Raw genomic sequence first — 20,102 nt, 5'->3', positions numbered from 1 at the left:
GGCTCCCCGGACCGAGGCCGCAGGCGTGGTCGACGCGGTGGTCGCGGCGAGCAGAGCGCTCGTCGGCGTGGCGGCGAGATCGCTCGCCGGTCTCGAGGAGGAGGTCACGCTCGGCCAGTACCGGGCGCTCGTCGTGCTGTGCGCGCGCGGGCCCCTGGGGGTGGCGCAGCTCGCGGAGCAGCTCGCGGTGAATCCCTCGACCGTCACCCGGCTCCTCGACCGTCTCGTGGCGAAGGGCCTGGCACGGCGCCAGCGGACGAGCCGGGACCGCCGCTGCGTGCGGGTGCGGGCCAGCGCCGCGGGCGCAGCGCTGGTGCGCGAGGTGACGGCGCGCCGGCGTGCCGAGATCGGCCGCATCGTCGCGGCGATGCCGGCCCGCTCGCACGCCGGCCTCGTCGACGCCCTCACGCAGTTCGCCCGGGCCGCCGGCGAGGTGCCCGACCAGCACTGGGCCTGGGGGTGGCAGTGACGGCACGCGCCGAGCGCGGCGGTCGGCTCCCGCTCGTGCTCGTCGGCCGGCTCGCCTCGCAGGCGGCTGCGCAAGCCGCCCACGCCGCTCGGGCGCGGCTCGCGCCGGTCGCCGCCTGGATCCGGCGCTCCCCCTACCTGCGCAAGTGGCTCGTCCTCGGCGCCGCCATCGGGGTGATCGCCGGGCTCGGAGCCGTCGCGTTCTACAGCGCCCTCGGTGCCGCGACCCACCTGCTCCTCGGCGACCTGGTCGGCTACCGGGTCCCCACCCCCTTCGGGGAGGGCAACGGGGCGGGGAGCGCGTCGTTCGCGCGTCCGTGGGCCCTGCCGCTCGTGCTCGCTTTCGGTGGGCTGGCCTCCGGCGTGCTCGTGTCCTTCCTCGCGCCGGAAGCCGAGGGGCACGGCACCGACGCCGCGATCGAGGCGGTCCACCGCAACCCCCGCATGATCCGGGCACGCGTCGTGCTCGTGAAGATCATCGCCTCGGCGCTCACCATCGGCTCGGGTGGCTCGGGAGGGCGCGAGGGCCCGACCGCCCAGATCTCCGCCGGCTTCGGCTCCCTGCTCGCGCGGGCCCTCGACCTGTCGCCCGAGGACGGCAGGGTCGCCGTCTCGATCGGCATCGGCTCGGGGATCGGCGCGATCTTCGGAGCGCCGCTCGGGGGAGCGGTGCTCGCCGCGGACATCGTCTACCGCGACGACTTCGAGGTCCAGGCGCTCATCCCGGGGCTCATCGCCTCGATCATCGCCTACGCCGTCTTCGGGCTCATCGAGACCTTCTCCCCGCTGTTCGGCTACGTCGCCGCGACCTACCAGTTCCACGAGCCGCTCCAGCTCGGCTGGTTCGCGCTCATCGGCCTCGCGGCCGGGCCGATGGGCCTGGCCTACGCCCGGAGCTTCTACGGGACCGCGGCGCTCTTCCGACGGCTACCGGGCAGCCGCGCGCTCAAGCCGGCCCTCGGCGGCCTCCTCGTCGGCCTGATCGGCCTCGGCCTGCCCCAGGTGCTCGGCACCGGCTACGGCTGGGTCCAGCGCGCGCTCGGCGCGTCCCTCGCCTCCCTGCCGCTGTGGGTCGTGCTCGTCCTCCCCCTCGCGCGCGTCGCCGCCACCTCCCTCTCCATCGGCTCGGGGGGCTCGGGGGGAATCTTCGGCCCCGGGATGGTGATCGGCGCCTTCACCGGTGCAGCGCTGTGGCGGCTGCTCGAGCCGATCGCGCCCGGCGTACCGACGAGCCCCGCCCCCTTCGTCGTCGTGGGCATGATGGCGTGCTTCGGCGCGATCGCGCGCGCACCGCTCGCGGTCATGCTCATGGTGGCCGAGATGACCGGCTCGCTCACGCTCCTCGCGCCGGCGATGGTGGCGGTCGGCCTCGCCTACCTGATCGTGTCCCGGACCGACCAGACCATCTACCGCAGCCAGCCGAGGAACCGCGCGGACACGCCGGCCCAGCGCCTCCAGCTCGGCCTGCCCATGCTCGCCACGCTGTCGGTCGCCGACGCCCTCGTGCCGCCACGGATCTCCCTCGAGGCGGGCGAACCGGCGCGCGAGGCCCTCGCCCGCCTGTCCCGAGCGCAGGTCGCCGGGGCTCCCGTGTCCGACGCGCACGGCCGCTACGTCGGCACGGTGAGCTGCGAGCGCCTGCGAGCCGAGGCGAGCGAGCGCCCCGAAACGAGCGTCGGCCGGCTCGCCGACGGCACGGCCCCGACGCTGCAGGCGACCGACTCGCTCGAGACGGCGCTCGAGGCGCTCGCCGGAGGACCCGGCTGGGTGCCGGTGCTCGCCCCGGACCGGTCGCTCGTCGGCGTGCTCGGCGCGAGCGACGTCCTGCGCGCCTACGGCAGGGCGATCCGGACGAGGCTCGGGACGCTGCGCGGCGTGTCGCGCACGGCAGCCGCGATCGACGTCCAGGTCGGCGAGAACTCCCCCCTGGCGGGCCGGGCGCTGCGCGCCTCGGGCCTGCCGGACGGCTGCATCGTCGTCACCGTCCAGCGCGGCGGCGCGCTGCTGTTCCCGGACGGCGCGACCGTCCTGCAGCCCGGCGACGTCGCGAGCGTGCTCGTGCGACCCCAGGCGGCCGAGGTCGTCGCGCGCCTGTTCGCCGGCCGTGGCACGGAGGAGCGCGCCGCGGCGCCCGCCTAGCTGCCACCCGACGGCCGAGGCGAGCGAGCGCCGAGCGCCCCGAGGCGGCGCAGCCCTGCCGTGGGGCCCGCGGCGCTCGCGCCTCGCCGAACGGCACGTCGGCCGGCTGGCAGACTGGGCCGATGGGCGCCTCGTCGCGAGCGACCTGAGCCGGTGGGCGGCCTCCTCGAGGTGGAGGGGCTGACCCGCCGGTTCGGCGCGGTGACCGCCCTGGACGGCCTCAGCTTCGCCGTGCCCGCGGGCGAGGTCGTGGGGTTCCTCGGACCCAACGGCGCCGGCAAGACGACGACGATGCGCGCCGTCTTCGGGCTCGCGGAGCTCGACGGCGGCACCGTGCGCTGGAACGGCGCGCCCATCGGGGCGCGCGAGCGGCGGCGCTTCGGCTACATGCCCGAGGAGCGCGGCCTGTACCCCGGCATGGCGGTGCGCGACCACCTCGAGTACCTGGCGCGCCTCCACGGCGCGAGCCGCGAGGATGCTGCTCGCGGCACCCGGGCGTGGCTCGAGCGACTGGGGATCGCGGCCCGCGCCGAGGACCGCGTCGACTCCCTCTCGCACGGGAACCAGCAGCGGGTGCAGCTCGCCGCGGCCCTCGTCCACGACCCGGACCTCCTCGTCCTCGACGAGCCGCTCGCCGGCCTCGACCCCGCCGGCATCGAGGCCGTCTCGGCGGTCCTCCTCGACGAGGCCCGGCGCGGCCGCTGCGTCCTCTTCTCGAGCCACCAGCTCGACCTCGTCGAGGACCTGTGCGAGCGAGTCGTCATCATCGACCACGGCCGGCTGGTCGCGAGCGGCCGGGTCGACGACCTCGCGACCGCCGGCGAACGCCGCCTCGTCGTGCGGGTCGAGGGCGACCGGCAGGCGGCCTGGGTCCGCGGCCTACCGGGCGTGACGCTCTCGGAGGTCGAGGCGGGGGCCGCGCGCCTCGTGCTCGACCCGGCGGTGGACAGCGACACCGTGCTGCGCGCCGCCATGGCCGCCGGTCGCGTCACGGAGTTCGCGCTCGAGCGACGCCGGCTGTCGGAGGTGTTCCGGGAGGCGCTCGGGTGAGGCCGGCGGTCGTCGTCGCCGCGGCCGTGGTGGTCCTCGCGACAGCCCGCCTCTGGCGCAGGCACCGGGCCGGATCGGCGCGCGTCCGCACCCGGCGGCTGCGCAGCGCACGGCCGAGCAGCCAGACGCGCCTCGTCGCGGCCCGCGAGATCCGGGAGCGGGTCCGGGCGCGAGCGTTCCACGTCGTCACGGCGATCGTCCTCGCGGCCGTCGCCGCCGCCATCGTGATCCCGGCCCTCACCCGGGGGACCTCCCGGCCCGAGCGCGTCGGGGTCGTCGGATCCCTCTCGGGTGCCCAGCGGCGAGCCATGACCCTCGCCGCGAGCAGCACCGGCGCTCGCCTCGAGCTCGCGCCCGAGGCGAGCCTCGAGGCCGCGGTCGCGGCGCTGCGACGCGGCCGGATCGACCTCGCGCTCCGAGGGGGTCGCGAGGTGCTCGTCGACCGGGCGCCCGCTGCGACCGACGCGTCGACCCCGGCTCGGTTCGTGCACGCCCTCGCCGCCGACCTCGGCCTCGAGGAGGCGGTCGCCGCCGCGCACCTCACCCCCGACCAGGCCGCCCGCATCGCCGGGGCGAGGCCGCTCCCGATCCGCGGCCTCGCCGGGGCGCCGCCCCCGGCGACGGGGTCCCGGGGGCCGTCGCTCGTCGGCGTCGTCATCGTCTTCGTCATGCTGAGCCAGTACGAGACGTGGACGCTCATCGGCGTCATGGAGGAGAAGTCCAGCCGGGTCGCCAAGGTGCTGCTCGCCACCGTGCGCCCGGCGCAGCTGCTCGGCGGCAAGGTGCTCGGCATCGGCGTCGTCGCCCTCGCCCAGGCGAGCGCGATCCTGGCCTTCGCCTTCGTCCTCGCCGAGGCGGTCGGCTCCGACCTGCTGCGCGGGACGGCGCCGACGATGCTCGCCGCGGCGCTCCTGTGGCTCGTCGTCGGCTACGCCTTCTACTGCTGGGTGTACGCCGCGGCGGGATCGCTCGCCGAACGCCAGGACCAGATCCAGACCCTCGCCCTGCCGCTCAGCCTGCCGATGGTCTTCGGCTACGTCATGGCGCTGACGGGAGCGGCCTCCGGGCACGCGTCGGTGCTCCTCGAGGTGCTCGCCTACCTGCCCCCGACGGCGCCGTTCGCGATGCCCGTGCTCGTCGCGCTCAAGGCGGTGAGCTGGTGGGGCTTCGTCGGGGCCGTCGCGTGCAGCGTCGTCGCCACGGTCTGGGTCGCGCGCCTCGCCGCCACCGTCTACCGACGTGCCGTGCTGCGAACCGGGCGGCGCGTCCGCCTCGGCGAGGTCCTCGGGACGCGCCGAGGGCGCTGATCGCGTCGCCAGCCCGTCGCGGACGCGAAGCGGCTGCGAGCCGCTCGGGCGACGTGCCGGCCCCGGCGCAGGAGGGCCCTTCGGCCCTCCCGCGCCCGGGACGAGAGCGGCCAGGGTGGTCCGCGTCACCCGGAGCGCACGACGGTCGATCGGCAGCGGCGGCTCGCGGCGCGCAGCTGCTCGCCGACCCGCTCACGAACAAGGACGCCGCCTTCACCGAGGCCGAGCGCGACGCCTTCGGGCTGCGCGGCCTGCTGCCGAGCCGCGTGCTCGACATCGACGAGCAGGTCGCGATGGAGCTCGAGCACCTGCGCCGCAAGGGTGACGACCTCGAGCGCTACATCGGGCTCGCCGCCCTCCAGGACCGCAACGAGACCCTCTTCTACCGCCTCCTCGTCGAGCACCTCGAGGAGCTCGCCCCGATCGTCTACACCCCGACGGTCGGCCAGGCCTGCCGGCAGTTCAGCCACATCATGCGCCGACCCCGGGGCGTGTGGGTGACGCCGGAGGACCTCGAGCGCATCCCGACGCTGCTGCGCAACGCCGGCCGCGAGGACGTCCGCCTCATCGTGGTGACGGACAACGAGCGCATCCTCGGCCTCGGCGACCTCGGCGCCGGGGGCATCGGCATCCCCGTCGGCAAGCTCGCCCTCTACACGGCGGGTGCCGGCATCCACCCACGCCGGACGCTCGCCGTGTCGCTCGACTGCGGTACCGACAACGCCGAGCTCCTCGCCGATCCCCACTACCTCGGCTACCGCAGGCCGCGACTTCGCGGCGCCGCCTACGACGAGCTCGTGGAGGCCTTCGTGGAGGCGGTCGCCGAGGTCTACCCGCGGGCCCTCGTGCAGTGGGAGGACTTCAAGCAGCACAACGCCCTCCGCCTCCTCGACCGCTACCGGCACCGGATCCTGAGCTTCAACGACGACGTCCAGGGCACCGCCGCCGTCGTCGCCGCCGGGATGCTCTCGGCGCTCCACGTGACGGGCGAGGCCCTCGCCGAGCAGCGCGTCGTCGTGGTCGGGGCGGGAGCGGCGGGGATCGGGACCGCGCGCCTGCTCGCCGCCCTCCTCGCGCAGGCGGGCGTCGACGAGCGCGAGCTGCGCCGATCGGTCGTCCTGCTCGACTCGCGCGGCCTGCTCTACGAGGGCAGGGAGGGCATCGACGAGCTCAAGCGGCCGCACGCGCTGTCGCGCGCCGACCTCGGGCACCTCGGCCTCGACGCCGCCGGAGCGGCGGACCTGGCCACCGTCGTGCGCCGGGTCGCCCCGACCGTCCTCGTCGGGGCGACCGGGGTGCGCGGCGCCTTCTCGCCCGAGGCGGTGCGCGCCATGGCGGCACGGGTGCGCACCCCGGTCGTGCTCCCGCTGTCGAACCCGACGCAGTCCGCGGAAGCGACGCCTGCAGAGATCCTCGAGTGGAGCGGTGGCCGGGCCCTCGTCGCCGCCGGCAGCCCCTTCCCGCCGGTTCGCCGTGGGCGCGCGCACCGCCTCGTCGGCCAGGCGAACAACGTCTTCGTCTTCCCGGGCGTCGGCCTCGGCGCGATCGCGTCGGACGCTCGCGAGGTCACCGACAGCATGTTCCTCGTCGCCGCGAGGGCCCTCGCCGACCAGGTCGACCCCGAGCGCCTGGCCGCCGGCGCCCTCTACCCACCGCTCGGCGACCTGCGCCGCGTCTCCCGAGCCCTCGCCGTCGCGGTCGCGCGCGAGGCACGCGACACCGGCGTCGGGCGCGCGATCGCCGGGGGCGAGCTCGAGGCGGCCGTCGACGCCGCGATCTGGGACCCCGACTACCCGGCCGGACCCTGAGCCGCACCGGACCGGCCCGCTCGCCGCGGCGCCGGCCGACGGCGCTCGGCCACGCGCGGGTCCGACGCGGCCTCGCGCTCGGCGAGGAGGGCGGGCGAGTCGTTGCGGACGTCCCCGACGCGCCGGTCGACGGGCCGGCGGACGAGCGTGCCTCCTCGCGGCGACCGCAGCAGCGCCTCCAGCTCCTCGAGGTCCGCGAGGGGGTCCAGCCACGCGTCGAGCGCCCCCGCCTCGAGGAGCGCCGGCATGCGGTCGTGCACCGGCGCCACGTCCTCGTTCGCGGCCGTCGTCACGATCGTGCACGACCGGACCGAGGCGCCCGGGTCGTCCGGGCGGCCCGGGTCCCGCCAGGACTCCCACAGACCCGCGAAGGCCAGGGGAGCGCCGTCCGGGCGGGAGAGGAAGAAGGGCTGGCGCCGACCAGCGGGCTCCCGGCGCCACTCGTAGAAGCCGTCCGCCACCACGGCGAGGCGGCGGCGCGCGAAGGCCGCGCGGAAGGCGGGCTTCCTGGCGAGCGTCTCGGCGCGGGCGTTGAAGAGCCTCGTCCCGATGGACGCGTCGCGCGCCCAGGAGGGGACGAGGCCCCAGCGGTAGGCGTCGAGCACGCGCTCGCCGTCGGCGCCGGCGGCGACGCCGAGCACGGTGCGGGTCGGCGCGACGTTGTAGCTCGGGACGAAGCGCTCCTCGACCCCGGGAGCGAGGCGGGCGCCGAAGCGGCTGGCGAGCACCGGAGGCGGCGTCACGAGGACGTAGCGGCCGCACACCCGACCAACGCTACGTCCCGCCCGGCCTCAGCGTGCCGGGCGCCCGAGGCCGTCGGGCACCGCGCGCACGTGCGACCAGCCGGTGGTGACGAGGTGGCCCACGGCCCCCGCGCACAGCCCGCCGGCGAGCGAGGCGGCGACGAGGGCGCGCCGGGCGCGGGCGCGCCCGGACGAGGGCCGCGACCCTCGTGCCTCCCTCGCGTCGCGCGCCGCGAGGCGCGCCGCGCGCAGCACGTGGGCGAGGACGTGGACGCCGAGGGCGAGGAACCAGACGACGAAGCTGAGCTTGTGCACCTCGACGAGGCCGGGGTGGCGCGGTCCTGCCAGCCAGGAGGCGATCCCCGAGGCGAGGAGGGCGACCGTCGAGACGACGACGAGCGGTCCGAGGGCGCGAAGCAGCGGGTGCGGCGGGCCCGCCAGCCGGTAGCGAGCGTCGCCGAGGTAGTAGCGGGCGAAGCGCCACGAGGTCGAGGCGAGCTTCAAGAGCACGGGCGGGACGAGGGCGAGGCCGATCGCCACGTGCCACGAGAGCAGGGGCGCGACGAACGGGACCGTCAGGCCCTCGAGGAACAGGAGGACGACGAGGAGGAGCCCCGTCGCCGCCGTCAGCCGGGCGTTCGCCTCGACCGTCGGGTGCCGCCGAGCCGGGTCCTCCTCCAGGCCGACGACGTCCACGAGCAAGCCCCGCAGGCGCGCCGGACCGCCGGCCCTCGCGCCGTCGCGAGGGGGGGAGCCCGCCGCCCGCTCGCCTCCGGGCCCGGCCGGCCACGAGTCGGTCACCCGGCCTCCCGTGCGCCACGTCGCCGGGGTCCGCGAGCGGGAACGCAGGGCTCGCCAGCACGGTGCCGTCGTAGCCGATGGCGAGCGCCTCGTAGCCGTCGAGCGCGGCGACGAAGGCGAAGCCCTCCCGCCCCGCCACCGCGAGCGCCGTCGCCGCCGCGTCCGCGAGGCCGAGGTCCGGACCGGTCACCGTCGCGGAGGCGAACCGGGCCTCGTGCCGTCCCGTCCGCGGGTTGACGAGGTGCGCGCCCCGCTCGTAGGTGCCGGAGGTGGCGATCGCGCCGCGCACCTCGGCGACGGCCGCGACCCGGCCCGGCGAGGCCGGGTCGCGAATGCCGATGCGCCAGGGCTCGCCGCCACCGGGGCTGCCCGCGGCGGCGATGTCGCCGCCGGCGTTGACCAGGCAGTCGCCGAAGCCGGCCCGACAGAGCACCTCGAGCGCCCGGGCGGCGGCCCAGCCCTTCACGAGCCCCGTGGGGTCGAAGCCGCCAGGCAGCTCGGCGTCGAACCACCCCGCCGTCGCGAGGCGCGCCCGCTCGCAGGCCGCTGCCACGGCGGCAACCTCCGCCGGCGCGTCCTCGAGGCGGAGCTCCCCCCGGCGCAGCCGGCTCGCCGGGCTCTCGGGCCGCCACAGGGAGAAGACGGCGTCGAGGCGGCGCAAGAGCGCGCCGGCTCGCGCGAGCGCGACGGCGAGGTCGGCGCGGCGCGCCTCGTCGGCGAGGCGGACGTCGAAGGTCACGACGGTGCCCATCACCTGCTCGGTCCGCCGCACCCACCGTCCGGGCGCCACGTCCGTCGCTCGCAGGCCCGGCACCTAGAGGCCCAGCTTCCGGAGGGCCGACTGGAGCGACTGGGCGAAGCCGGCGCTCGTGTAGGTCGCCCCCGAGACGCCCTGGATGTTGGCGCTCTGGGCCTGGAGCGCCTGCTGCTCGAGGATGGGGATCGCCTGCTCGTCGATGAACTGGGAGCGGAAGTTCCCGCCGTCGTCGAGGGACGCGATCCGCACGTTCGTGATCCGCCGGCCCGTGACGGTGACCGCGACGGAGAGCACGCCGTAGGAGTAGTCGACGGCCGCGCCGGTGGCGTGGCGGACGGCCTGCGGCGCGACGGTCGAGCTCGTCGGCGGGGTCGTCGAGGCCGGGGTCCCGGCCGGGGCACCGGTGCCGCGCGGCGCCGGGCCCGACCCGCCCCGGCGCGGCGGCGCGCCCGAGGCGACCGGTGAGGACGAGGACGAGGACGGCGAGGACGGTGCCGCCCCGAGCGCGCCCGGCACGGTGAGAGCCGCCGGCCTCGTGTGGAAGGCGAGCACCGCCGCGAGGCCGGCGGCGGTGGCGGCGAGGACGAGGGGCGCGCGCCTCACGGCCGCCTCCCGGCCTCGCAGCGGGCGGGCGCGCCCGGCTGCTCAGAAGGCGAAGCGCTCACGGTGGACCCGGTCCTCGCGCACGCCGAGACGGTGCAGCGCCTTCTCCAGCCGCCCCACGAGTGGCTCCGGACCGCACAGGTAGACGTCGCGCTGGACGACGTCGGGCACGAGGCGGCGGATCTCGCGCGCGTCGAGGCGGACCGCCTGGCGCGGCCCGATCACCTCGTGGAGGGCACCCCGACGCGCCTCGACGAGGCGCGAGAGCTCCTCGTGGAGCGGGAGGTCCTCGCGCCGCGTCGCCCGCAGCAGGACCACGACGTCGACCGTCGGGGGCAGGTCCTCGAGGATGGCCCGCAGCGGCGTCACCCCGACGCCCGCCCCGACGAGCAGCACCCGCTCGCCGACGCGCCGCTCGCCGGTGAACACGCCGTAGGGGCCCTCGATGGCGACGGGCGTGCCGGGTGCCAAGGTCGCGAGCGAGCGGGAGTGGTCGCCGAGCGCGCGCACGGTGACGCGCAGGTACGGCGGCCGCGGGAGCGCCGAGAGCGAGTAGGGGTGCGCCTGCCACCACAGGCCTCTCGCGAGGAAGCGCCAGAGGAAGAACTGGCCGCCCTCGACCTTCAGGCGCTCGAGGTGCCTGCCGGCGCAGACGATCGAGACGACGCCAGGCGCCTCGGCCTGCACGCCGACGACGCGCAGGCGGTGGTAGAGGCTGCGCCACAGCGGCAGGCCGACGCGGTAGGCGAGGGCGACGCCCGCCGTCGCCGCCCACGCGAGCGACCAGACCCAGCGGGCGAGGGGGTGGCCGACGAAGGGGGCGCCGGTCGCGAGCTGGTGCGCGAAGGCGAGGGCGAGCGCGAGGTACACGTAGAGGTGCACGACCCACCACGTCTCGTAGCGCAGCCGCCGGCGCACGAAGCGCACCGACGCGACGCCGACGAGGACGAGGAGGCCGAAGGCGACCGTCGCGGCGAGCACGTCGGGGTACGAGGTGAGGAAGGTCCAGACTTGGGACCAGAAGCCGGTGCGCGCCGCCTGCGCGTAGCCGAGGGTGATGCACAGCGCGTGCACGGTGATGAGCGCGAGCGGCCAGAGCCCGACGCGACGGTGCCAACGCGCCAGGCGGTCCTGGCCGACCGCCCGTTCGATGGCCGGGATCCGGGCCATCAGCAGGACCATCACGAGCAGGAGGTAGGCGCCTGCCAGACCGGCGAGGCGGCCGACGGCCGTGAGCAGCCCTCCGGGCGCGGCGATGGACCCCGGGGTCTCGGCCGTCACGGCGAGGCCGAGCGTCGCCCCGAACCCGAGGCCGACGAGGGCCGCACCGGCGTCCACGACGCGCTCGTGCAGCTGGCGCCGCTGCAGCCTCGCCCAGGTGCCTGCCGGAGCGCCGTCGAGAGGCGGTGCCACGGTCCGATCTTGTCGCGTCATCCTGGGACTTCGCTGGGATCTCCCTGAGCGCCAGGTCGGGAGCCGGCGCCGCCATGCTACGAGCCGGCTCGTGCCCACCGGTCGCGGCTGCGAAGGGCCCTTCGTCCCTGACCGCCTGCGAGCCGCCCGCGTAGCCTCACCTCGGAGGTGGTCGCAATGGCCCTCGACACGATCCTCGCAGCGGCGATCCGGTCCTCGGCTCGCCGGGTGGCGCCCGGCGAGGCCGGAGCGCTCGAGCGGGCGCTGGCCCTCGCGCAGCGCGACCTGGCCGGCGGCGCCACGACGGCGCAGGCCTACGAGCACGCCCAGGCGTTCCTCGCCGCCTGGCGCGACCACCCGTCGCACGCCCGGCCCCGCCTCGCGCCCACCCGGCGCGCGTCGTGAACTCCGCCGCTTCGGGAACGAGGGTCTGAGGCCGGAGGGCGACCACGGCGTCGCGCGCCGCTCGCGCCGCGCGAGCGCTCGTCGAGGACCTCGGGGGGCGTTTCTCGCGCGAGCTCGGGATCGACCTCGACGACGGCGAGAGCGAGGTCGAGCGGTGGCTCCTCGCCGCCGCGCTCTTCGGGACCCGCATCCCGGCGACGACCGCAGAGCGCACCTACGCCGTCCTTCGCGACGCGGGCATCGCCACGGTCGCCGACGTCGAGGCGCGCCCGACCGGCGAGCTCGTCGAGCTCCTCGACCGCGGCGGCTACGCGCGCTACGACTTCCGCACGGCCGCGCGCCTCGCCGCGCTGGCACGTGCGCTGTCCGACCGCTACGAGGGGCGGATCGGGATCCTCGGCGAGCGCTGCTTCGACCCCCAGGCGCTCGAGGCCGAGCTCGACGAGCTCCCCGGCTTCGGGCCGGTGACCGTCCGCGTCTTCCTGCGAGAGCTGCGCGGCCGGTGGCCCGGTGCCGATCCCCCCCTCGACGAGCGCGCCGCGTGGGCGGCCTCGCACCTCGGGATCCTCGGCGACCGGCCGAGCCTGCGCGCGCTGCGCACCCTCGCCGGATCGGCCGGCGTCGACGTGCGCGACCTCGAGGCCGCGCTCGTGCGCGCCGCCCTCGCCCACCGGCGGGCCGCCACGTGCCCCGGCGGCGACGCCTGCTTCCTGCGAAGGGCGAGGCGCACGCCCGCGGCGAGCCCTGCTCGCCGGTGACGGCGCCGGGCGCTCGGCCCGAGCCTCCCGTGGCGGCGCGCGACGCCCCCCTACGATCGAAGCCGATGGCCGAGACCGTCGCTCGCCACGTCGTCGTCGCGGGTCGGGTCCAGGGGGTCTGGTTCCGTCACAGCCTGCGGCGCGAGGCCGAGCGCCGCTCGGTCACCGGGTGGGTGCGCAACCTCGCCGACGGACGCGTCGAGGCGCTGCTCGAGGGCAGTCCGAGCGACGTGGAGGCGCTCGTCGCCTGGTGCGCGCGCGGGCCGCGCGGCGCTCGCGTGGCGGGCGTGACGAGCGAGGCGGTCCCGCCGACCGGCGTCACGGGCTTCGAGGTCCGCTGACCGCCGTTCGCGCCGGCGGCGCCCGCCGAGCGCCGGGGTGCGGTCGCGCCACCTCGCGCCGGGCGGCGTCGCCTACCCTGGGCGCTCGTGCCCGACGTACGAGACCCTTCGAGCGCGCAGCTCGGCCTTCCCGGACCGCCCGGCGCGCCCGGCGCGGGCGAGCCGGCGCCGACAGCACCGAGGCCCTCCTGGCGCACGAGGCGTCGCGCCGCCAAGGCGCGCCGCTCGAAGCTCCGGCGCCGCCTGACTCGGGGGGCGATCGCGCTCGTCCTGCTCGTCGTGGCGATCGCGGGGAGCGCAGCCGGCTTCGTCATCTACCAGCTCCACCAGATCCACCGCGTCGAGGTGCGCGGCCTCACCCCCTCCGGGCGGGGTGGGACGGAGAACATCCTCCTCGTCGGTTCGACCTCGAGGTGCGCGGTCCCGGCGAACGCCAAGCACCTCCAGAACTTCGTCCAGCAGTGCCGAGAGGGCGTCAACGGCGTCAACAGCGACGTCGTCATGATCCTGCGCCTCGAACCGGCGACCCACCGCGTCGCGCTGCTCTCGATCCCCCGGGACACCTTCGTCCCCAACGCACGCCAGGGCGGCCTCTACAACAAGATCGACGCCGCGCTCGCCGACGGGCCGAGCCAGCTCGTCGCGGCGATCCAGCAGGACTTCGGGATCCCGATCACCCACTACGTCGTGCTGAACTTCGCCACCTTCGCCGGCATCGTGACGGCCCTCGGCGGCATCGACATGTACTTCCCGACGACGGTGTACGACGCGCAGTCCGGCCTCTACGTCAACCGCACCGGCTGCGTGCACATCAGCGGCCTCGAGGCGCTCGCCCTGGTCCGGGCGCGCCACATGTACTACGACTACGACCCGCGGACGCACACCTGGCGCGGCTACGACGGCTCGGGCGACCTCGGCCGGATCATCCGGGACCACATCTTCCTGAAGGTCCTCGCGAGCGAGGTGGCCCGGCGGGGCCTCGGCAGCGTCTCGACGGACAGCTCCCTGCTGTCGGCGATCGCGCCGGACCTCACGGTCGAGTCGACCTTCAGCTACCACGAGATGCTCCACCTGCTGCTCGCCTTCCACTCGGCGAACATCTCGAAGGTCCCGGAGCTCACGCTGCCGGTCATGATCGACCCCAACACCTACTACTACAAGGGCTACGACTACGGCGACGTCGTCTTCCCGGCCGAGCCGCAGGACCGCCAGACGATCGCCGCCTTCCTCGGCGCCCCGCTCCCCGGCTCGCGCCTGAAGCCGTCCTCGATCTCGGTCTCGGTCGTCGACGGAACCGGCTCGCCGGCCGCCGCCGCCGCCACGACGCGCGCCCTCGACGCCCTCGGGTTCCGGGCGACGGTCGCGGGTTCCCAGGCCCCGGTCGGGCCCATCTCGGAGACGACCGTCCGCTACCGCTCCCCGTCGGACCTCCCGAAGGCCGAGCGCGTCCTCGCCTCGCTGTCGGGCCCGGCCGTGCTCGCCCTGGGACCCACGGCGAACGGCGCGCCGGTGACGGTGATCACCGGGAGCGACCTCGGCGTGCTGCCCGGACCGGGGGCCAGGCAGGCCGCGGCGCGCGGCGGTGCGGTGACCGCCCGGCTCGCGTCCGAGCAGGCGGCGACGTCGAGCCTCGACCCGCCGACGTCGGCCGCCACGCCCATCCCGCCGTACGACCCGCGCGCCTGCCCGCCCGGGAGCCACGGCTAGGCCGGGCGCACCGGCCCGGGCGCGCCCGGCGAGCCGCGGCGTCGGCCTGCCGGCGACTGCGCGGCCTCGCGAGTGGGTAGTGGCGCGCGGGAGGGCTCCATGCCACGGGCGATCTGGACCGGCTACCTGAGCTTCGGCCTCGTCAGCGTGCCGGTCGCCCTCCATCCGGCGACCGAGGACCGCGCCGTCCGCTTCAACCAGCTCCAGCGCGGCACCTCGGACCGTATCCGCTACCGCAAGGTCAACGAGCGGACCGGCGAGGCGGTCGACGCCGCCGACATCGTGCGCGGCTACGACCTCGGCGGCGGGGAGTACGTCCTCGTCACCCCCGAGGAGCTGCGGGCCGTCGCGCCGGGGCGGTCCGAGACGATCGACATCGCCGACTTCGTCGACCTCGGCGAGATCGACCCGGTCTACTTCGTCCGCCCCTACTACCTCGCGCCGCGCCACCAGGTAGCGGCGCACGCCTACGCGCTCTTGCGCGAGGCGATCGCGCGATCGCACAAGGCGGCCGTCGGCACCTTCGTCCTGCGCGAACGGCAGTACCTCGTGGCGATCCGCTCCGTCGGCGCGGCCCTCGCCCTCGAGACGCTGCGCTTCGCCGACGAGGTGCGCGACCCGGCCGAGCTCGACCTGCCCGAGGCGGACGGCCTCGCCGAACGCGAGCTCGAGGCGGCCCTGCGCCTCATCGAGTCGCTCACCCGCGAGTGGTCGCCCGAGCGCTACGAGGACACCTACCGACGACGCGTCGAGGAGCTCGTCGAGCGGAAGCGGGAGGGCCGTGCGGTCGTGACGGCGGAGCCGCCGCCGGCGGCGAACGTCGTCAACCTCATGGACGCGCTCGAGGCGAGCCTGGCGCGCGTGCGCGCCGGCGCGCCCGCGGCGCGGGAGCGGCCTCGGGCCGAGCGAGCGACCGAGGGGCTCGCCGCCCTGCGCAAGGCGGACCTCGCGGCGCGCGCCGCCGAGCTCGGCATCGAGGGCCGCTCGAGGATGACGAAGGAGCAGCTCGTCGAGGCGGTGGCGAGCGCCACCGCCAGCCGCCGGCGCGCGAGGAAGGTCTCGTGAGCCGGCGCGCCGAGCCGGCCGGGAGCCGCGCTCAGCGCGTCGGCGGTGCCGCCGGCGCCGGCCGTGCGGGCGCGCCGCTCGCGGGCACGAGCAGCGGGAGCTCCACGACGACCCTCGTCCCGCGGCCCGGCGCGGTGTCGAGGCGGGCGCTGCCGCCGTGCGCCTCGGCGATCGAGGCGACGATGGCGAGCCCGAGCCCGGCCCCGCCGCTGTCTCGAGCCCGCGAGCGATCGGCTCGGTAGAAGCGCTCGAAGGCGCGCGCCGCATCCTCCGGCGCCATGCCGGGGCCCTCGTCGGCGACGACGAGGACGGCGCGCCCGTCCGCCCGCTCCACCCGCACCTCGACGGGCGTGCCGGCGGGGGTGTGGCGCAGCGCGTTCTGGAGGAGGTTGCCGACGAGCTGTCGCAGCCGCTGCTCGTCGCCTTCGACGACGACGAGGCCGTCGACCGAGACGGTGACGGGGCGGGCGGGCTCGAGCACCTGGGCGTCGGCCGCCGCGTCGGTGGCGACGAGGCCGAGGTCGACGGGCGTGCGCTCGAGCGGCCGCCCCTGGTCGAGGCGGGCGAGGAGGAGGAGGTCGTCCACGAGCCCGCCCATGCGTGCCGCCTCCTCCTCGATCCGGCGCATCGCCCGCCCGAGGTCCTCCGGCCGGCTCGCCGCGCCCCGGCGGAACAGCTCGGCGTAGCCGCGGATCGAGGTGACGGGCGTCCGCAGCTCGTGGGAGGCGTCGGCCAGGAACTGCCGCAGGCGGCGCTCGGACGCCTGCTGCTCGGCGAAGGCGTGCTCGAGGCGCCCGAGCATGGCGTTGAAGGTGCGCCCGAGCCGACCGACCTCGGTGCGCGCGTCGTCGTGCGGGACTCGCCGGGACAGGTCGCCAGCCTCGATCGCGGCGGCCGTCCGCTCGATCTCGGCGAGCGGGCGCATCCCGACGCGCACGACGAGGTAGCCGAGGGCTGCCAGCGCGGCGAGCACGGCCGCCGACACCGCGAGGTCGACGTCGACGAGGCGGCCGAGCGTGCCGTTGATCGAGCTGAGCGGGATGGCGACGAGGACGAAGGCCGAACCGGGGTAGGCGAAGGCGAGCCGCGCGGGCGCGAGGAACACGACCGCCCGGTAGGCGGCGCCGCCGGCGAACGCGGTGAAGATCTGGCTGTCCGTCTCGGCGAAGATCCCCGGGGGGCCGGCGCGTGCGAGCGCGGCGGCCGGGACGGTGAGCTTCGCCGCCGACGGGTTGCTCGACGCGACGACCTGGCCCGACTGCGACAGGGTGGCGACGTAGGTGCCCACGGGCAGGTGCGAGAGGTCGACGGGCTCGCCGAAGGCGACGCTGGAGGCGATGCGGGGCGCGGCGATGTGCAGCTGCTGGTCGATCTGGGCCGCGAGGTACGAGCGGATCTGGCTGTAGACGACGACGTCGGCGACGACGAGGCCGAGCGCGGCGACGACGACGAGGCCGAGGAGCAGGCGCGCCCGCAGCGAGGCGCCGGCGAGGCGCCGCCTCACCGAGGACGCGAGCGAGCTCACCTCGAGCCGTGGCCGACCGGCAGCCGCAGGCTGTAGCCGGCGCCCCGCAGCGTGTGGATGAGCGGGGGGCCGAGCGTGTCGATCTTCTTGCGCAGGTAGCTGATGTAGGTCTCGACGACGTTGGCGTCCCCGCCGAAGTCGTACTCCCACACGTGGTCGAGGATCTGCGCCTTCGACAGGACCCGGCGCGGGTTCAGCATCAGGTAGCGCAGGAGCTTGAACTCCGTCGGCGTGAGCTCGATCGGGGTGGAGCCGCGGAAGACCTCGCGGGTGTCCTCGTCGAGCTCGAGGTCGGCGAAGGTCAGCCGGGCGGAGGCGGCACCGCCGTCGAGCACCCGGCGGAGCACGGCGCGCGCTCGGGCGAGGAGCTCCTCGAGGCTGAACGGCTTCGTGACGTAGTCGTCGCCGCCGAGCGTGAGGCCGCGCACCTTGTCCTCGGTGGCGTCACGCGCGGTCAGGAAGACGATCGGGACGCGCTGGCCCTCCGAGCGCAGGCGCCGCGCCACCTCGAAGCCGTCGAGGTCCGGCAGCATGACGTCGAGCACGACGAGGTGCGGGCGGAAGCTCGCGACGCGCTCGAGCGCCTTGCGGCCGGTGCCGGCGGTGTCGGTCTCGAAGCCTTCGTAGCGGAAGGCGGTCGCGACGAGATCGGTGATGTTCGCCTCGTCGTCGACGACGAGGACACGCGTCGGTGCCTGCTCCATGCTCCCATCCTGCCCGCTGTTGCTGTGGGCGGGCTGTGGGTTGCCTGTCGGCGGGGTCGGCGAGCGCCTAGGCGCCTCCGCCGGGCGGCGGCCGGTCGCGCCCGGCCCACGTGCTCGGGGCGTCGCTCGCCGGGAACGACTCGCGGCTCTGCTCGTCCACGAGCCAGTCGAGGTGGTCGCGCGCCACCTGGTCGTCGGCCGGGCTGCTCGGGCCGGTCGGGGACCTCGACGCCATGCGCGCCTCCTCCGCGAGAGCCTAGCCCGAGCCGACGTTCCTCGTGTCGGGCCAGGTCGCTGCGCTGGAGGGTCGTCCACGGTGGCCGACGCTCCGGCGACACGGCGATCCTCGGCTCGCTCGCACCGAGACGTTCGCCACCCGGCGCCGACTGGCCGTCGGGGTAGCGAGGAGGTCGACGGTGACCCGGCCGACGCACCCGCCTGCGTCTCGCGAGCGAGGGCGCCCGCCAGGCTCCCCGGAGGCGCGCGCCGGTTCGCTCGCCACCTCCTCCCTGCGGCCGTCTCGGTCCGCCGGCGTCGGACCGTGCCGTCGGCCACGAGGATGGGCGCGAGGGCGTGAGGTCTGACCCGGTCCTCGAGCCGCTGGCGGACCGCAGGCCGACGGCGACGGCCTCCGTGGAGCGCAGGTCCAACGCCACACCCTCGAGCTCCCCGAGGCCGCGATCACCTCGCACGGCTCGTGCGCGTCCTCGGCGCTCCTGGTGCGCAGCAGCTGTCCCCGGCCTCGCCGCGCCACCGGCGCGACGGGTCGTCGGCGGGCGCTCGCCGGGCCGCGCCGGCGACAGCACCAGGGCGCCGTCGGCTGCCCCCGTCCGCACGAGCGAGGATCAGTAGGTCGCGCCGCCGGTCACGGGGAGGATGGTGACCAGGCGCGCCGTGATCGTCGCCCCCGAGCGCGCGCCGAGGACGTAGACGAGCTCCCCGGCGGCGACGGCCGACGCCGACGCGGCGCCCGTAGCGCTCCGGAAGACGGTGGAGGGGCGCTCGAGCACCGTGAGGGTCTCGCCCCGGCGCGTCGTCATCGTGAAGCCGGACGACGAGACCGCGTCGACCCGACCGAGCGCGCCCGGCGCGTGCCGGGCCGCGCGAGGGCCGAAGCCGGGCCGTGCCACGCCCGGCCCACCGGGGGCGACGGGGGGCGTCGTCGGCAGGCCGCTCGGCGCACCGGCGAGCGCGACCGACAGCCCCGTCACCGCGCCGGCGAGCAGCCCGGCGGCCGTCCAGCCGGCCCAGCGGCTCGCGAGCACGCCGAGCACTCGCCGGCCGCGGCGCTGGCCCCTCCCCACCGCGTCGGGCGCGGCGGGCGGGTCCTGCGGACGCTCAGCTGCGCTCACTCGTCCACCTGCCGTCTCGCCTCCTCGAGTGGACGCCTCCCAGGATGCAGGGGAGAGCTACGTCCACGCTGGACGGGACCTGGGAAGATGCTCGGAGGCGGTCGACCGCCCTCACTGCGCCGGTCCGCTGGCGAGCGTTACCTCGGCGTGCTGGGCGGTGCCGGAGCGGGTGAGCCAGTCGAGCTCGACCGACGAGCCCGGCTCCGCCGCGACGAGACGGGCGGTGAGCGCCGCGACCGACGAGACGGCCGAGCCGCCGAGCGAGGTGATGACGTCGCCGGGCACGAGCCCGGCCGCCGCGGCGGGCGTGCCGGGCAGGACGGCGGCGACGACGGGACCCTGCGCCCACCCGCTCCCGTCGAAGTAGAGGCGTTGGACCGCCTCGACGCCGAGGAAGGCGGTCGGGCCGACGTGGATCGCCGCCGAGCGGTGGCCCGCCTCGATGGCCCGGACGATGCGCAGGACGCGGTTGATCGGCAGCGCGTAGCCGACGGTGGCCGAGCCGGACGGCGCACCGGTCGAGCCTGCGGTGTCCATTCCGATCACCCTGCCAGCGGCCGAGACGAGGGCGCCCCCCGAGTCGCCCGGCTGCAACGGGGCGCTCGTCCCGAGGACGGCGACGAGCCGCTCCGAGCCGCCGAAGGCGTCCTCGGCGGTGATCGTCCGGTGCAGCGTCGTGAGCACGCCGGTCGCCGCGCGCGGGACCCCGCCGCGACCGCCGGCGTTGCCAACCGCCGTGACGGGCGCACCGATGCGGAGGCGCTGCGAGCTGCCGAGCGGTACGCGGGCGAGGCCGTGCGCCCCGACGAGCCGGAGGAGCGCGACGTCGTCGCGGATGTCGTAGCCGGTGACGGTGGCCCGGTAGGTGCGGTGGTTGCCGACGTCGGTGACCACGATCGAGGTCGCGCCGCGCACGACGTGGTTGTTCGTCACGACCACCCCGTCGGCAGCGAGCACCATGCCCGTCGCCGCTCCCTGCTCGCCGAGCATGCCGAGGACGACGCGCACGTCCACGAGGCCGGCGTCGACGCGCGCGACGGCGGCGGCGTTCGACGGCCGGGTCCCCGGCGAGGGCGCGGCCACGAGGGAGAGCCCGGCCAGAGCGAGCAGTCGGCGAGTCCACATGGCCTCGAGGGCAGTATGACGTCCCGACCTG

Annotated in this window: 19 protein-coding genes; 10 read left to right on the top strand and 9 right to left on the bottom strand. The window is 76.3% G+C overall.

The genetic code is table 11. The features are described 5' to 3' along the window. Positions 1–25 precede the first annotated feature (25 nt). The 5 genes from VKV23_10160 (at position 26) to VKV23_10140 (ending at position 6,772) form a co-directional block, all read left to right on the top strand. A complete protein-coding gene (locus tag VKV23_10160) occupies positions 26–469 on the top strand; it encodes a MarR family transcriptional regulator (GenBank protein ID HLI16400.1) in 444 nt (147 codons plus the stop codon). Continuing rightward, a complete protein-coding gene (locus VKV23_10155) occupies positions 460–2,607 on the top strand; it encodes a chloride channel protein (protein ID HLI16399.1) in 2,148 nt (715 codons plus the stop codon). Before VKV23_10160 ends, VKV23_10155 begins: the two co-directional genes overlap by 10 nt. A gap of 153 nt (positions 2,608–2,760) precedes the next feature. Continuing rightward, the gene (locus VKV23_10150) at positions 2,761–3,657 is read left to right on the top strand and encodes an ATP-binding cassette domain-containing protein (protein HLI16398.1); all 897 of its coding nucleotides are present in this window, start codon (positions 2,761–2,763) and stop codon (positions 3,655–3,657) included. Then, positions 3,654–4,964: an ABC transporter permease gene (locus VKV23_10145; protein ID HLI16397.1), complete on the top strand. Its 1,311-nt coding sequence runs from the start codon at positions 3,654–3,656 to the stop codon at positions 4,962–4,964. The genes VKV23_10150 and VKV23_10145 overlap by 4 nt, the downstream gene beginning before the upstream one ends. 53 nt (positions 4,965–5,017) lie before the next feature. After that, entirely contained in the window at positions 5,018–6,772 is a 1,755-nt protein-coding gene (locus VKV23_10140) for an NAD-dependent malic enzyme (GenBank protein HLI16396.1), read from the top strand. Here VKV23_10140 and VKV23_10135 read toward each other — a convergent pair. The 4 genes from VKV23_10135 to VKV23_10120 all read right to left on the bottom strand — a co-directional run bounded on the left by VKV23_10135 (position 6,754) and on the right by VKV23_10120 (position 11,089). Next, the gene (locus VKV23_10135) at positions 6,754–7,536 is read right to left on the bottom strand and encodes an SOS response-associated peptidase (GenBank protein HLI16395.1); all 783 of its coding nucleotides are present in this window, start codon (positions 7,534–7,536) and stop codon (positions 6,754–6,756) included. The two genes, VKV23_10140 and VKV23_10135, sit on opposite strands and share 19 nt — an antisense overlap. A 27-nt stretch (positions 7,537–7,563) precedes the next feature. Further along, a complete protein-coding gene (locus VKV23_10130; protein HLI16394.1) occupies positions 7,564–8,217 on the bottom strand; it encodes a hypothetical protein in 654 nt (217 codons plus the stop codon). A gap of 913 nt (positions 8,218–9,130) precedes the next feature. After that, positions 9,131–9,676, bottom strand: a complete 546-nt coding sequence (locus VKV23_10125; protein HLI16393.1) for an FMN-binding protein — start codon at positions 9,674–9,676, stop codon at positions 9,131–9,133. A 42-nt stretch (positions 9,677–9,718) separates the two neighbouring features. Next, a complete protein-coding gene (locus VKV23_10120) occupies positions 9,719–11,089 on the bottom strand; it encodes a ferredoxin reductase family protein (GenBank protein HLI16392.1) in 1,371 nt (456 codons plus the stop codon). Between the two features lie 168 nt (positions 11,090–11,257). Here VKV23_10120 and VKV23_10115 point away from each other — a divergent pair, with 168 nt between their 5' ends. The 5 genes from VKV23_10115 to VKV23_10095 all read left to right on the top strand — a co-directional run bounded on the left by VKV23_10115 (position 11,258) and on the right by VKV23_10095 (position 15,365). Continuing rightward, a complete protein-coding gene (locus VKV23_10115; protein ID HLI16391.1) occupies positions 11,258–11,494 on the top strand; it encodes a hypothetical protein in 237 nt (78 codons plus the stop codon). Between the two features lie 464 nt (positions 11,495–11,958). Further along, positions 11,959–12,252 (top strand): hypothetical protein, encoded by a 294-nt coding sequence (locus tag VKV23_10110; GenBank protein HLI16390.1) that lies wholly within the window; start codon positions 11,959–11,961, stop codon positions 12,250–12,252. A gap of 65 nt (positions 12,253–12,317) precedes the next feature. Next, positions 12,318–12,593: an acylphosphatase gene (locus VKV23_10105; protein ID HLI16389.1), complete on the top strand. Its 276-nt coding sequence runs from the start codon at positions 12,318–12,320 to the stop codon at positions 12,591–12,593. 87 nt (positions 12,594–12,680) lie between these two features. Further along, positions 12,681–14,300: an LCP family protein gene (locus VKV23_10100; protein HLI16388.1), complete on the top strand. Its 1,620-nt coding sequence runs from the start codon at positions 12,681–12,683 to the stop codon at positions 14,298–14,300. 99 nt (positions 14,301–14,399) lie between these two features. Further along, positions 14,400–15,365 carry a Ku protein gene (locus VKV23_10095; protein ID HLI16387.1) on the top strand — a complete coding sequence of 322 codons (966 nt, stop codon included), beginning with the start codon at positions 14,400–14,402 and terminating at the stop codon, positions 15,363–15,365. 31 nt (positions 15,366–15,396) lie between these two features. On the opposite strand, the gene VKV23_10090 is transcribed toward VKV23_10095, so the two are convergent. The 5 genes from VKV23_10090 to VKV23_10070 form a co-directional block, all read right to left on the bottom strand. After that, entirely contained in the window at positions 15,397–16,869 is a 1,473-nt protein-coding gene (locus VKV23_10090; GenBank protein HLI16386.1) for a HAMP domain-containing sensor histidine kinase, read from the bottom strand. Between the two features lie 17 nt (positions 16,870–16,886). Next, the gene (locus VKV23_10085; GenBank protein ID HLI16385.1) at positions 16,887–17,594 is read right to left on the bottom strand and encodes a response regulator transcription factor; all 708 of its coding nucleotides are present in this window, start codon (positions 17,592–17,594) and stop codon (positions 16,887–16,889) included. 67 nt (positions 17,595–17,661) lie between these two features. Continuing rightward, positions 17,662–17,829, bottom strand: a complete 168-nt coding sequence (locus VKV23_10080; protein HLI16384.1) for a hypothetical protein — start codon at positions 17,827–17,829, stop codon at positions 17,662–17,664. Positions 17,830–18,439: 610 nt separating this feature from the next. After that, a complete protein-coding gene (locus VKV23_10075; protein ID HLI16383.1) occupies positions 18,440–18,946 on the bottom strand; it encodes a hypothetical protein in 507 nt (168 codons plus the stop codon). 111 nt (positions 18,947–19,057) lie between these two features. Continuing rightward, on the bottom strand, positions 19,058–20,071 hold the full coding sequence (locus VKV23_10070) for a trypsin-like peptidase domain-containing protein (GenBank protein ID HLI16382.1): 1,014 nt from the start codon (positions 20,069–20,071) through the stop codon (positions 19,058–19,060). Positions 20,072–20,102: the final 31 nt, after the last annotated feature.

The sequence above is a fragment of the Acidimicrobiales bacterium genome (genome assembly GCA_035294085.1).
Taxonomy (GTDB): domain Bacteria; phylum Actinomycetota; class Acidimicrobiia; order Acidimicrobiales; family Bog-793; genus DATGLP01.
Note: the sequence above shows the minus strand (reverse complement) of the source record. Positions and strands in the feature narration are given on the sequence as shown.

Bases quoted from the DNA above. Each gene is read 5' to 3' on its own strand.
- VKV23_10085 (HLI16385.1), bottom strand. From the start codon at position 17,594: ATGGAGCAGGCACCGACGCGTGTCCTCGTCGTCGACGACGAGGCGAAC.
- VKV23_10095 (HLI16387.1), top strand. From the start codon at position 14,400: ATGCCACGGGCGATCTGGACCGGCTACCTGAGCTTCGGCCTCGTCAGC.
- VKV23_10080 (HLI16384.1), bottom strand. From the start codon at position 17,829: ATGGCGTCGAGGTCCCCGACCGGCCCGAGCAGCCCGGCCGACGACCAG.
- VKV23_10105 (HLI16389.1), top strand. From the start codon at position 12,318: ATGGCCGAGACCGTCGCTCGCCACGTCGTCGTCGCGGGTCGGGTCCAG.
- VKV23_10070 (HLI16382.1), bottom strand. From the start codon at position 20,071: ATGTGGACTCGCCGACTGCTCGCTCTGGCCGGGCTCTCCCTCGTGGCC.